The organism is Pseudomonas sp. SDO5522_S412 (assembly GCF_054071215.1).
Window position 1 is genome coordinate 13,983 of record NZ_JBSVWQ010000067.1, and the last position, 14,717, is coordinate 28,699.

At 64.2% G+C, this 14,717-nt stretch carries 3 protein-coding genes; 1 reads left to right on the top strand and 2 read right to left on the bottom strand.

The window, feature by feature from the left end; all coding sequences use genetic code 11:
* Window positions 1-58: 58 nt before the first annotated feature.
* Entirely contained in the window at window positions 59-12,997 is a 12,939-nt protein-coding gene (locus tag ACW9I6_RS16075) for a non-ribosomal peptide synthetase (RefSeq protein WP_457339525.1), read from the bottom strand.
* Window positions 12,998-13,058: 61 nt separating this feature from the next.
* Complete coding sequence (locus tag ACW9I6_RS16080; protein WP_003209023.1) at window positions 13,059-13,817, bottom strand: thioesterase II family protein; 759 nt, start codon at window positions 13,815-13,817, stop codon at window positions 13,059-13,061.
* 278 nt (window positions 13,818-14,095) lie between these two features.
* Here ACW9I6_RS16080 and ACW9I6_RS16085 point away from each other — a divergent pair, with 278 nt between their 5' ends.
* Window positions 14,096-14,647: an RNA polymerase factor sigma-70 gene (locus ACW9I6_RS16085; protein ID WP_003209024.1), complete on the top strand. Its 552-nt coding sequence runs from the start codon at window positions 14,096-14,098 to the stop codon at window positions 14,645-14,647.
* Window positions 14,648-14,717 lie beyond the last annotated feature (70 nt).

Here is a 14,717-nt window from a genome sequence, read left to right on the forward strand (position 1 = left end):
TTCACAGTTCGAACCTTAAAAACCGCGCCACCCGACGAGTGGCGCGTTGCGATCCGAGTTAAAAACCCTCCAGCTCCGCCATCAAATCACTCAACCGATCCACCTTCTCGGCGCTGATCTCATTCGCCGCCAGCCCGTCGATATACCCCGCCAACGCCTCCACCGTGCTGCACTCGAACATCGCCCGCAACGGCACATCCCGCTGCAGCGTCTTCTGCACCCGTGAAGCTATCTGCGTGGCCAGCAACGAATGCCCGCCCAGTTCGAAGAAGTTGTCCTGCACGCCGACGCGCTCGACCTTGAGCACCTCGGCCCAGATCCCGGCCAGCGTCTGCTCCAGCTCATTGCGCGGCGCCAGATATTCCTGGCTGTGCAACTGGCCGATCTCCAGTGCCGGCAAGGCCTTGCGGTCCAGCTTGCCGTTGGCGTTCAGCGGCAACCGGTCGAGCCACAACCAATGCAACGGCACCATGTATTCCGGCAGCTCGGCCCGCAGGCGTTGCTTGATGCGATCGAGGCGCTCACCCGGGTTGAGCTGCGCATCCGCCGCCACCAGGTAGCCCACCAGATGCTTGCCGTTGACGCCCTCCTGCACGCCCACCGCCGCATCCCGCACTTCAGGCTGCTCATGCAGGCGCGCTTCGATTTCACCCAGCTCGATCCGGTAACCGCGAATCTTCACCTGATGGTCGATGCGCCCGACGTACTCCAACACACCGTCGCTGCGACGGCGGGCCAAATCCCCTGTTCGATACAACCGGTCCGCACCCAATGGATTCGGCACAAACGCTTGCGCCGTGCGCAGCGGATCGCTGACATAACCACGACCCACGCCGGTCCCGGCCACGCACAACTCGCCGACGGCGCCTTGAGGCACCAGTTCCAGCGCACCGTCCAGCAGGTACAACCGGTTATTGTCGGTCGGCGTACCAATCGGCAGATAAGTGCCACGGGTCGACGCCAGGTCGACGCGGAAGAACGCCACGTCGTCCGAACATTCCGCCGGGCCATACGCGTTGACCAGGCCAATCTGCGGATAACGCAGCAACCACTGGTGCGCCAGTTCCGGCGGCATCGCTTCACCCGTCGGCAGCATCCAGCGCAAGCCATCCAGGCTCATGCGCTCCTGGGCGAGCATGCCCTGGATCAGTGACGGCACGCTTTCCAGCACGGTAATGCCCTGGGCCTGGACGTGAGCGAGCAAGCCTTGCGGATCATGGGCAATGGTATTCGGCACAATGTCCACCCGCGCCCCGAACAGCGGCGCCGCGAGGAACTGCCACACCGAGATATCGAAACTTTGCGAGGCGGTCTGGGCGATCACATCGTGCTCAGTCAGTTGCAGATACGGCACCTTGCTCAACTGGTTATTGAGCATGCCGCGCTGTTCGACCATCACGCCCTTGGGCAGGCCAGTGGAGCCCGAGGTGTAGATCACGTAGGCCAGGTTATCCGGCGCACTGTAGATGCCCGGGTTCTGCTCTGAACCCACCAGCTCCTCCCACACCAGCAGCCTCGGTCGCGAGCCACAGGCAAACTCTTCCAGCAACAGATCCGCCTGTTCCCGACAAGCCTCGGTGCACACCAGCAACGGCGTACGACTGAGGTCGATGATCCGGCTCAAGCGCTGGGTCGGCAGCCCCGGATCCAGCGGCAAGTAACCCGCGCCGGCCTTGAAGCTGCCGATGATCATGCCCAGCAAATCCAGATTACGTTCAGCCAGCAACGCCACCGGTTGGTCCAGCCCGACACCCGCGGCAATCAGCGCATGACCCAGGCGGTTACTGCGCCGGTTCAGCTCAGAGTAGGTCCATTGCTGATCCAGGCAACTGGCGGCAATCCGCTGTGGATGCTGTGCCACCTGGGCTTCGAACAGCTCGATGTAACTGCGCTCCAGCGGATATTCATGCTCGCTCTGGTTGCAGCCGTCCACCAGGAACTCACGCTCCTGCTCGCCAATCAGCGGCAAGTCGGCCATGTCGCCATGGAAGCCCTGCACCAGCGCCAGCAGCAGCCGCTTGAATTCAGCGAGCATGCCTTGCACGGTGGTTTCATCGAAATAACGCTGGTCGTAGGACAGGTGCAAGCCCAGGTCATCGCCCGGGTAGCACACGGCCGTCAGCGGGAAGTTGGTGTGGGTGCGACCGGAATCCGAGGTGGCATTCAGGCTTTGCGCACGGTCCAGTACCGAGACTTCCACCGGGGCGTTCTCGAACACGAACAGGCTGTCGAACAGCGGCTGGCCTTTCGGCAGTTCGCTGTGCTCCTGGATGGTCACCAGCGGCAGGTACTCGTACTCGCGCAGTTGCATATTGCTGTCGAGCAGGCCGCTCAACCATTGGCGCACGCTGCACTGCTGATCGTCCTCCGGCAGCTTGACCCGCAAGGCGATACTGTTGATAAACAGCCCGACAGTGCGCTGCATCTCGGGCATTTCTACCGGGCGCCCTGCCACGGTGACGCCGAACAGCACGTCGCGATCGCCACTCAAGCGCCGCAGCACCAGGGCCCATGCCGCCTGGGCGAAGGTGTTCACCGTCAATTGATGAGCCTGGGCCAGCTCGCGCAATTGCGCGCCGTCGCGCACATCCAGGCGGGTGTAGCAGTCGCCTACCACCATGCCGCCGCTGTGGCCGGCATGCTCGCGCAGGAACGGCCGGTCGCTCGGAATCGGTGTGGTGCGTTCGAACCCTTGCAGGTTCTGCTGCCACCACTGGCGCGCCTCGGCGAGGTTCTGGCGTTGCAGCCAGGCGATGTAATCGCGGTAACGCGGTGGCGTCGCCAGTTGCGCTTCGCGACCTTCGCCGAGGGCCATGTAGATGTCGAAGAAATCGTTCATCAGCAGCGAGCGGCACCACGCATCGATCAGGATGTGGTGGTTGCTCATCATGAACCAGTAGCGGGCTTCGCCTACGCGGATCAGCCGCAGGTGGAAGGGCGCCTGGTTAAGCAGATCGAAACCGGCTTCACGCTCGCTTTTCAGCAACGCTTGCAGGCGCGGTTCCTGCTCGCTTTCCGGCTCCTGGCTCCAGTCGAGGTACTCGATCGGCGTGCTGCCGGGCTTGTGGATAACCTGCAACATGTCTTCGCCGACGTTCCAGCAGAACGAGGCGCGCAAGGCTTCATGACGGGCGATCACCGCCTGCCAGGCCTGGGCGAAACGCTCGGGGTCCAGGGCGCTGTTGATGCGGTAGCGGTCCTGCATGTAGTAGAGGCCGGTGCCCGGTTCCAGCAGGGTGTGCAGCAGCAAGCCTTCCTGCATCGGGGTCAGCGGGTACACGTCTTCGATGGCATTGGCCGGCACCGGCAGCGCATCGAGTTGCCCCTGGGTCAGGTGCGCCAGCGGGAAGTCCGACGGCGTAAGGCCGCCCGCGTCTGCCTTGAGGCAATGTTCGATCAGGCTTTGCAGTTCCGCCAGGTAAGCGTCCGCCAGTTCAGCGATGGTCTGGCTGTGGTGACGCTCGCGGCTGAAGGTCCAGCGCAGCACCAGCTCACCGCCGTACACCTGGCTGTCGACACTCAGCGCGTTGGGCAACGGCGCGTCCGGGTCGTGGGCGATCCCGGCGGACTCGTCCAGCGGGTGGAACAGTGCGTCGGCGCCAAAGCTCTGGTCGAACTGGCCGAGGTAGTTGAAGGTGATACTGGCGGTCGGCAACGCGGCCATGGTCTGGCGGCACAGGTCGTCGGCCAGGTAGCGCAGCACGCCATAACCCAACCCTTTGTGGGGCACGCCGCGCAGTTGCTCCTTGATCGCCTTGATCGAGGCGCCCTGCCCGGCGGCCTCTTCGATATGCAGCGGGGTCAGGCGCAGCGGGTAGGCGCTGGTGAACCAGCCGACGCTGCGGGTCAGGTCGATCTCGTCGAACAGGGTCTCGCGGCCGTGGCCTTCCAGCTGGATCAATGCGGATTCATGGCCACTCCAACGGCACAGCACACGGGCCAGGGCGGTCAGCAGCAAATCGTTGACCTGGGTGCGGTAGGCACTTGGCGCCTGCTGCAACAACTGGCGGGTGCGCTCGGCATCCAGGCGCACGCTGACGGTATCGGCGTCGCGATTGCGCAGCGAACCCTGTGGGCGATCCACCGGCAACTCAACGGCAGGGCCGGCCAACTGTTGCTGCCACACGTGCAGCTCCTCACGCAGGGATTCGCTGCCGGCATACGCCTGCAACCGCGCCGCCCAGTCGCGCAAGGCGCTGGTCTTGGCCGGCAGGTTGACCGGCTGGCCGTCGCTCAACTGGCGATACACGGTCTGCAAATCTTCCAGCAATACCCGCCAGGAAACGCCGTCCACCACCAGGTGATGGATCGCGATCAGCAGCCGGCGCTGGCCTTGCGGGCCGTCCACCAGTAACGCGCGCAACAACGGGCCATGGGCGAGGTTGAGGCTGCGCTGGGTGTCGGTGAACAGCGCGCCGCACTGCTCCATGTCCGCCACCTGGGCTTGCAACAGCAGGCCGCCTTCCGGCACCGCCAAGTGTTCGGCGTGCCATTGGGCGTCGCGCTGGGTGAAGCTCAGGCGCAGGGCGTCGTGATGTTCCAGCACCGCCAGCAACGCTTGCTCCAGGCGATGAGGTTCCAGGGCCTGAACCGGCTCCAGCAGCAATGCCTGGTTCCAGTGTTGGCGCTCCGGGATGTCGGTGTCGAAGAACCAGTGCTGGATCGGCGTCAGCCCGGACGCGCCGGTCAACACGCCTTGTTCGGCGCTGACCTGCTCGCTGCGGGTCGCCACGGCGGCCAGGGTTTGCACGGTCTGGTGCTGGAACAAATCACGCGGACTGAAATGAATCCCCGCCTGCCGGGCCCGGCTGACCACCTGGATCGACAGGATCGAGTCGCCGCCCAACTCGAAGAAGTTGTCGTCAAGGCCTACCTGTTGCACGTTCAGTACCGCGCACCAGATGGCCGCCAGGGTTTGCTCCAGCTCGTTGCGCGGCGCCACGTACTGTTGACGATTCGCCTCGGGGTCCGGCTGCGGCAAGGCGCGGCGGTCGAGTTTGCCGTTGGCGGTCAGCGGCATGCTGTCGAGAACGATCAGGTGCGCGGGCACCATGTAGTCCGGCAGCTGCGCTTTCAGATGCGCCTTTAGGGATTCACGCAGCGCGCCCTGCTCCTGGTCGCTGACCAGATAGGCCACCAACTGCTTGCCGCTCGGAGAGTCCAGCGCCAACACCACCGCTTCACGCACCGCCTCGTGTTCCAGCAGGCGGGTTTCAATTTCCCCCAGCTCGATGCGGAAACCACGAATCTTCACTTGATGGTCGATACGACCGAGGTATTCCACCAGGCCATCGGCACGCTGGCGCACCAGGTCACCGGTGCGATACAGGCGACCGCCGTTCGTGGCAAACGGGTCCGCGACAAAGCGCTCCGCGGTCATGCCCGGACGCTGGTGATACCCCTGGGCCAGGCCTGCACCGCCGACGTACAACTCGCCGGTCGCGCCTTGCGGCACCAGCGCCAGATCCGCATCCAGAATGTAGGCCACACGCGCGCCGATGATGCTGCCGATCGGCACGCTGCCGGCGCCCTCTTCCAGGGCTTCCGGGGCCAGGCTGGCCAACGGCATCACCACGGTTTCAGTCGGACCATAGGCGTTGAAAAACAGCGCCGGCTTGAATGCCGCGCGAATGCGCTGCAAGTGTTCGCCGGTCAGGGCCTCACCGCCGGTGATGCACATGCGCACCGCCAGGGTCTGGTCTTGCGTGGCCAGCCATTGCGCCAACTGGCTGCCATAGCTTGGGGTGAAGCCCAGGATATTGATGCGGTGCCGACGAATCAGCCCGCAGATTTCTTCCGCGTCCCACTGGCCCTGGGCCCGCAACACAACCTGGGCGCCACTGAGCAACGGCACCAGCAGACGCTCGGTGGCAGCGTCAAAGTTGATGGAATAGAAGTGCAGCTCGCAGTCATCCGGGCGCATGCCGAAGCGCTCGATCACCGCCTGGCAATGCATGGCGATTTCGCCGTGGGACACCACCACGCCCTTGGGCTTGCCGGTGGAACCGGAGGTGTAGATCAAGTAGGCCTGATGTTGCGGCAGGCTGATGAAAGGCAACTCGCTTGCCGGGTAGTCCGCCAGGGTCAGCAGGTCATCTTCCAGGCACCAGCGGCCGACACTCTCAGGCAGTTCGCCCAATGCGTCGAACATCGCGGCATCGCTGAGCAACAGGCCGATGCCACTGTCTTCGATCATGTAGTGCAGGCGGTCCAGCGGGTATTCCGGGTCCAGCGGCACATAGGCGCCGCCGGCCTTGAGGATTGCCAGCAGGCCGACGACCATTTCCAGCGAACGCGGCAACGCCAGGCCGACCCGCACCTGCGGGCCCACGCCGCGCTCGCGGAGCATCCAGGCCAGGCGATTGGCACGGCTGTCGAGTTCGCTGTAGCTCAGGGTCTGCCCGGCAAAGGTCAACGCCGGTGCATCGGCACGGGCCAGGGCCTGCTCGCTGAACAGGTGATGGATGCACTGGTCGAGGCGATGCTCGCCGGCTTCAATGCCGAGGCTGTCTTGCAGGGCGCGCTGTTCGCCAGCCTCCAGCAACGGCAACTCACTCAGGCGCTGTTGCGGATCGGCAAGCAAGGCTTCCAGCAGGTTTTGCCAATGCGCCGCCATGCGCGCAATGCGCGGCTCGTCGAACAGGTCGGTGCTGTAGGTCAGGCAGCAACCCAGGCGATGATCGAGGTCAGTGACTTCCAGGTTGAGGTCGAACTTGGTGGCGCGGGCGTCGTTGGCCAGGTATTCGACGGTCATCCCGGCCAGGGTGCGGCTCTGCTGGAATTCCCAGCGCTGCACGTTGCACATCACCTGGAACAGCGGGTTGTACGCCGCGCTGCGGGTTGGTTGCAGGGCTTCCACCAAGTGGTCGAACGGCAGGTCCTGATGGGACTGGCCTTCGATCACGGTGTGGCGAACCTGGTCAAACAGTTCGCCGACACTCATCTGCCCGTTGAGCTGGCAACGCAGCACCTGGGTGTTGAGAAATGCGCCAATCAGCCCTTCGCTTTCCGGGCGAATCCGGTTGGCCACCGGCGCACCGATGCGCAGGTCAGTCTGGCCGCTGTAGCGGTAGAGCAATACCGCAAGGGTGGCGGTCATGGTCATGAACAGGGTCAGGCCGCGTTCGGCGTTGAAGGCACGCACGCGGGCGGCGAGGTCATCGCTCAAATCAAAACGGTACAGCTCGCCCTGGTGACTTTGCACCGGCGGACGCGGCCGGTCGCCCGGCAGTTCCAGCAGCGGGTGTTCGGTGCCCAGTTGCGCGGTCCAGTAATCCAGTTGGCGCTGGCGTTCGCCGGACTCCAGCCACTGGCGCTGCCACACGCTGTAGTCGAGGTACTGCACCGGCAGTGGCGCCAGTGGCGATTCGCGATCGTCGATGAACGCTTCGTACAGCGCGCTGAGTTCACGGGCAAAGATGTCCATGGCCCAGCCTTCGGTGACGATATGGTGCAGGGTCAGCACCAGGTAATGTTCCTGCTCGCCGGCCTTGACCAGGCAGGCGCGCAGCAGTGGACCGGTCTCCAGATTGAACGGCGTGTGGGCTTCATGATCGGCCAGTTGCTGCACACGCCGTTGCCGCTCGGCCTCACTGAACGCCGAGAAATCCTGCCAATCCATGCGCACGCCGGTTTGCGCCGCAACCTTCTGCTGCGCCACGCCATTGATGCTCGGGAAAGTCGTGCGCAGGGTTTCATGACGCATGATCAAGGCCTGCAACGCCGCCTCGAAACGGCCCACGTCCAGCACCCCGCGAAAGCGCGCCATGCCGCCGACGTTATACGCCGGGCTGTCGGGCTCCATCTGCCAGAGGAACCACATGCGCTGCTGGGAATAGGACAGTGGCACCGGTTGGCTGCGGTCGACCTTGCCGATGGCCAGCTGTTGGTTACGTTGCCCGGCGGACTGGATCAGCCGGACCTGCTCGGCGAAAGCCCCCAGCTCGCTGGCGTCGAACAGCGTGCGCAACGGCAGTTCGACGTCACAGGCCTGGCGGGTGCGGGAGATGATTTGCGTGGCCAGCAACGAATGGCCGCCAAGGGCGAAGAAGTCGTCCCGCAGGCCGATGCGTGGCAGCGCCAGGACTTCACGCCAGATCGCGGCGATTTGCTGTTCCAGCGCTGTTTCAGGTTCGACGTGCTCACGTACCTGCCACACCGGTTCCGGCAAGGCGCGGCGATCCAGTTTGCCGCTTGGGCTCAGGGGCATCGCGTCCAGGCGCATCAACTGCGCCGGGACCATGTACTCCGGCAGCTCGGCGGCCAGGGCGGTTTTTACGTCCTGTTCATCCAACGGTTCGCTGGCGGTGTAGTAACCGATCAACTGCGCACCGGCTGCGGTTTCCCGCACCAGCACCACCGCTTGGGCGATGCCGTCGAGAGCCAGCAGGCGGGCTTCGATTTCTTCAGGCTCGACACGGAAGCCGCGCAACTTGACCTGCTGATCCAGGCGTCCGAGGTATTCCAGTACCCCATCGGTGCTCCAGCGCACGCGGTCACCGGTGCGATACAGGCGTGCGCCCGCCTCGCCCAGCGGGTCGGCGACAAAGCGTTCGGCGGTCAGCCCCGCACGCCCGAGGTAACCCCGGGCCAGGCCGATGCCGCCGATGCACAACTCACCCGGCACACCCGTCGGCAGCGGCTTGAACTGATCATCCAGCACCCGGCAAATCACATTGCCCAGCGGCCGGCCAATCGGCGAACGCTCGCCGTCCTCGGCCTGGCAATGCCAGTGCGTCACGTTGATCGCGGTTTCGGTGGGGCCATACCGGTTGTGCAACTGCGCCGCCGGCAACTGCGCCAGCACCCGGTTGCGCAACTCGGCAGGCAGCGCTTCACCGCCGGAGAACAGGCGACGCAGGCTGGTGCATTCGGCAGCCAACGGTTCGTCGACAAACAGCTGCAACAGCGGCGGCACAAAGTGCAGCGTGGTCACGCCGTGTTCCTGCACCAACTGCGCGATGCGATGGGGATCGCGATGCTCGCCGGGGCCGGCCAGCACCAGGCGGCAACCGGTGATCAGCGGCCAGAAACACTCCCACACCGACACGTCGAAACTGATGGGCGCCTTTTGCATCAGCACATCAGTTTCATCCAATTGGTAGGTGGCTTGCATCCACTGCAAGCGCTCGGCCAGCGCGGCATGGGTGTTGCCCACGCCCTTGGGCTGGCCGGTGGAGCCGGAGGTGTAGATCACATAGGCGAGGTTGTCGCCATTGAGGTGCAAACCCGGCGCGTGGGTCGGCCAACTGTCGAGCTTGAGGCTGTCCATGGCGATGACGCACACGCCTTGCGCCGTGGGCAGTTGTTCCAGCAGTGAAGTTTGGGTCAGCAGCAGTTGCACGCCGCTGTCCTTGAGCATGTAGCCCAGGCGTTCGGCGGGATAATCCGGGTCCAGCGGCACATAGGCGCCGCCGGCCTTGATGATTGCCAGCAGGCCGATCAGCAGTTGCGGCGAACGCTCGGCGGCGATGGCCACGCACACGTCCGGGCCCACGCCCTTGTCCCGCAGGTAATGGGCCAGGCGGTTGGCCTGGGTGTGCAATTGCGCGAAGGTCAGGCTGCCGTCCTGCCACACCAGTGCGGTGCGTTCCGAGACGTGTTGGTTGAGTTGTTCCGGCAGCCAGCGCTGCGCCGGTGTGCACGGCGCAGCGCTCCACTGCTGTTGTTGGCGCTGCTCGTCGGCGTGCAACAGCTTCAGGTCGCCGATGGCCTGTTGTGGTTGCTCGCAAATGGCTTGCAGCAGGTTGATGAAGTGCCCGGCCAGGCGCTCGATGGTGGCGGCGTCGAACAGCTCATCGGCGTAGTCGAAGGACAGGCTCAGGCGCCCGTTGCGGTCTTCTTCAGTGTGCAGTTGCAGGTCGAACTTGGCTTCGCGGCTGTGCCATGCCAGCTCGTCGGCAAGCAGGCCCGGCAAGCGGCGCAGGGCGCCGAGGTCACGTTGCTGGTGGTTGAACATCACTTGGAACAGGCCTTGTTCCCGAGCTTGGGGGAAGGCTTCCAGCAGTTGTTCGAAAGGCAGGTCCTGATGGGCCTGGGCGCCCAGCGCTGCGGTGCGGGTTGCCGTCAGCAACTCGGCGAAGGGCAGGCGCGCATCCAGTTCGGCGCGCAGTACGAGGGTGTTGATAAAGAACCCGATCAGGCCTTGGGTTTCCTGGCGCGGACGGTTGGCGTTGGGCACGCCGATGCGGATATCGCGCTGGCCGCTGTAGCGATAGAGCAGGCTCTGGAACGCCGCGAGCAACAGCATGAACGGCGTGGATTCGTGGCTTTGGGCAGTCTTGCGAATGGCTTCGCCGAGGCTCGCGCTCACACGCACACTGTGACGCGAGGCACTGCGCAGGTGCTGCGCCGAACGCGGGTGATCGGTGGCCAGGCTCAGGGTTGGGTGCTCGTCGCCCAGTTGTTGTTTCCAGTAAGCCAGTTGCCGCTGGCCCTCGCCTTCGGCCAGCCACTGGCGCTGCCAACTTCCGTAGTCGGCGTATTGCAGGGCCAGCGCTGGCAGCTCCAGGGGTTGGCCCTGGGACGCAGCGGCGTACAGTCGCGAGAATTCGTCGATCAACACGTTCAGCGACCAGCCGTCCGCGATGATGTGGTGCAGGGTCACCAGCAGTTGGTGGTCTTCGTCATCCAGGCGTACCAGCGTTACCCATAGCAGCGGGCCTTTCTCCAGGTCGAACTGGGTGCGGGCTTCGTCTTCACGAATCTGCTTGGCCCGGGCTTCCCGCTCGGCGGCAGGCAAATCGCTGAGGTCGATGACTTGCAGGTCGAAATCAGCCTTGGCGTCGACCCGCTGGAAGGCCTGGCCATCGCGCTCGAAGAAGCGCGTGCGCAGGGCTTCGTGGCGCTGGATCAATTGCTGGAAGCTTGAGCGCACCGCGTCTTCATCCAACTCGCCGCGCAACCGCAAGGCGCCGGGAATGGTGTAGGCGCTGCTGTGCGGGTCGAGTTGCCAGGTGATCCACAAGCGGTTTTGCGCGAGGGATTGCGGCAGGTCTTCCTGGCGCGACAACCCATGGATTGCGCCTTGGGCCACGCCGCCGTCCTGCTGCAATTGCCCGACGCTGGTGGCGAAGGCAGCCAGGGTGGGCGCTTCGAACAACAGGCGCAGGTTCAGTTCCAGGCCGAGGGTTTCCCGCAGCTGGGCGACGACCTGGGTGGCGCTGATGGAGTTGCCCCCCAGCAGGAAGAAGTGATCGTCGGCGGCGACCTGCGTCACCTGCAATTGCTCGCACCAGATCGCGGCAATCTGGTTTTGCAGTTCGGATTGCAGGACAGCATCGCCGACCGGCGCCTGCACGCCGGGGAACTGCGCATAACTGTCGAGGCTCCCGTCCGCCAGGCGTGTGCGGCAGGCCGAGCGCTGCACCTTGCCGCTGGACGTTTTCGGCAAGCCACCGGGGTTGAGCAGCACCACCACGCTCGGCGCTTCCTGGCAGGCTTCGGCCACCGCCTGGCGAATCGCCTTGATCAGTGCTTCCGGCGGCAGGATTTTCTGCACGCTGCGGCTGATTTCGGCGGCGATGCCAATGCCTTCCAGGCCCTGGTCATTCACCGCGAACGCGGCGACCCGGCCCTTGCGCACCACTTCCACTTCGCGCTCGATGGCTTGCTCGATGTCCTGGGGATACAGGTTGTGGCCCCGCACGATCAGCAGGTCTTTCAGCCGGCCGGTGATGAACACTTCACCTTCGCGGATAAACCCGAGGTCGCCGGTCCGCAGCCAGGTACGGCCTTCGTGCTGGACGAAGGTCTTGGCGGTGGCTTCAGGGTTGCGCCAATAACCATGGGCGATGCTCGGGCCGGTGGCCCAGATTTCACCGACGGCATTGTCGGGGAGCGTCGCCAGGGTGGCGGGGTCGGCAATCAGCACCGCGTGCGCGGGCTGGCTGGTGCCGCAACTCATGATCGCCGCGCCCTGCCCTGGCTCGGCGCGGTTGGCGGCCAGAGCCTGTTCGTCCAGGCGCAGGGCCGGGATGCCGTGGCCACGGGTGCCGCCGGCAACGAACAAGGTGGCCTCCGCCAAGCCGTAGGAGGCGAAGAAATTGTTCGGGGTAAAACCGCAGGCGGCGAACTTCTCGGCGAAGCGTTCGAGGGTGTCGAGGCGGATCGGCTCGGAGCCGGAGTACGCCACGCGCCACTTGCTCAAATCCAGGCGATCCAATGCCGATTCGCTGACTCGCTCGCTGCACAAGCGATAGGCGAAGTCCGGCCCGCCGCTGATGGTGCCGCCGTATTCGCTGATCGCTTCGAGCCAGCGCAATGGCCGGCCAAGGAAGTACGCCGGCGACATCAATACGCACGGCACACCGCTGAAGATCGGCTGCAGCAGCCCGCCGATCAGGCCCATGTCGTGGTACAGCGGCAACCAGCTGACGATCACGTCGTCGGGGTTCAGGTCGATGCCGAAGCCGCGACGGATCAGCAATTCGTTGGCCACCAGATTGCCGTGGGTCACTTGCACGCCCTTGGGCAACGCAGTGGAGCCGGAGGTGTATTGCAGGAAGGCGATGTCATCGTCCTGCAAGTTGGGCGCGATCCAATTGCCCGCGATTTCAACATGGAGACTGTCAACGCACAGCAACTGCGGCGCGCCTTCGAGTTGCGCCAGCGAATCACCGAGGCTGGACGTGGTCAGCAGCAACCGCGGCTCGGCGTCTGCAATGATCGACAGCAGCCGCTCCTGATGATGGCGGCGGGCGGACTCCGGCGGATAGGCCGGCACCGCGATGACCCCGGCGTACAGGCAACCAAAGAACGCCGCGACGTAATCCGGCCCGCTGGGGAACAGCAGCACCGCACGATCGCCCAGCCCGGCGTCGGCCTGCAAGGCGGCGGCGATGGTGCGGGCGCGCAGGTCGAGGTCGCGGTAACTGAGGACAACGCTCTGTTCGGCCGTCTCGGCAAGGAAGCGCAACGCCAGTCGATCCGGGGTTTGCGCGGCGCGGCGTTGAAGGGACTGAACCAGGGTGCGGGGAAGTTCGAAGGCGTCCATCATGGGGTTCCTGCCTGAAATCGGCTTACTGGGAAATCGGGGAATGTGTGGCCGGGGGGCTTGTTCAGCCGGTTGCCCGGGCCATCTGCCGCGCGGCGTCATTGCGCCAGCGGGCCAGGTGTTCGTCGGCGTAACGCCGCACACAGCGCAGTACGGAACTCTCGTGCTGCACCAGGAAGAAGTGGTGACCGTCGAACATGTCGAGGGAGAAACCGCTGGCGGTGTCTTGCTGCCAGTCCAGCAGTTGATCGGCGCGCACCGTGTCCTGCTTGCCGCCGAATACATGGATGGGCAGGCTCAGCGGCTCACGCTCGCCGTATTCGAAACTGCCGCACAGCAGGAAGTCGGCCCGCAGGATCGGCAGCATCAACTGCATCAGTTCGGCGTTGGCCAGCACGTCTTCGCCCGTGCCCTTGAGTTCCCGCAGGCGGGCGATCAGTTGTTCGTCGTTTTTCTCGATGGCGTATTCGCTGACATCGCGACAGGCCGGGCCGGCGGTACCCGAGGCAAACAGCGCCAATGGCGGCGGCGCACCCCGTTCGCGCAGGGCATGGGCCAGCTCGAAGGCCAGCAGGCCGCCGAGGCTGTGGCCGAACAAGGCGTAGGGGCCGTCCAGCTCGGCGCGGATCTCATCAGCCAGTTGCCCGGCCAGGTTTTTGATATCGCGCTGCAACGGCTCGTCCATGCGCATGCCGCGCCCCGGCAACTCCAGTGGCCGCACCTGCAACCACTCCGGCAGCGCCCGCCGCCAGCGGCTGTAGACCATGGCGCTGGCGCCGGAGTAAGGCAGGCAAAACAGGCGTAATCGAGCCGGCGTGTTCATTTCAGACCACTCCCGCTCACACGATAAAAACCCATTTTGTCCTCCTCCAGGCGCTGATCCTTGGCCGGTTTGTTAACTGGCCTTTCACCCATGAGAACGGATGGCACCGGGAAATAATTAGTCAGCGAGACGCCGTTCACACCTCTCGATAAAGCATAAGATTAGTTCGTCTTCTCATTTGACAATCATTATCATTAAGCATAATTTGTTGCCCGATGTGTAGGAGGCCTCAGCAAGGACGCCCTCCCCCAACCTTCTCTTGCAACAAGGTGATTTCCATGACGGAACAAGTATCCACAGGCAGGTGCGACTCACCCCTACTCCAGGCCTTCGTCGACAATCGACTGATCCTGGTCAAGATCGCAGCGCGTATTACCGGCTGCCGATCCCGCGCCGAAGACGTGGTGCAAGACGCCTACTTCCGGTTGCAATCGGCCCCCACCATCACGTCATCGTTCAAGGCGCAGCTCAGTTACCTGTTCCAGATCGTGCGCAACCTGGCTATTGATCACTACCGCAAGCAGGCGCTGGAGCTGAAATATTCCGGCACGGAAGAGGAAGGCTTGAATGTGGTTATTCACGGCGCTTCACCTGAGACCTCGCACATCAACTTTTCGACGCTGGAGAACATTGCCGACGCCTTGACCGAGTTGCCTCAGCGCACGCGTTATGCGTTTGAGATGTACCGGCTGCACGGGGTGCCGCAGAAGGATATTGCCAAGGAGCTGGGGGTTTCACCGACGTTGGTGAACTTTATGATTCGCGATGCGCTGGTGCATTGCCGGAAGGTTTCCGGGACCCATAGCGACACGTTTGCGCGGCGGGCCTGACGCGCCACACATCCCCTGTGGGAGCGGGCTTGCTCGCGAAAGCGGTGGATCAGTCACACATGCATTGACT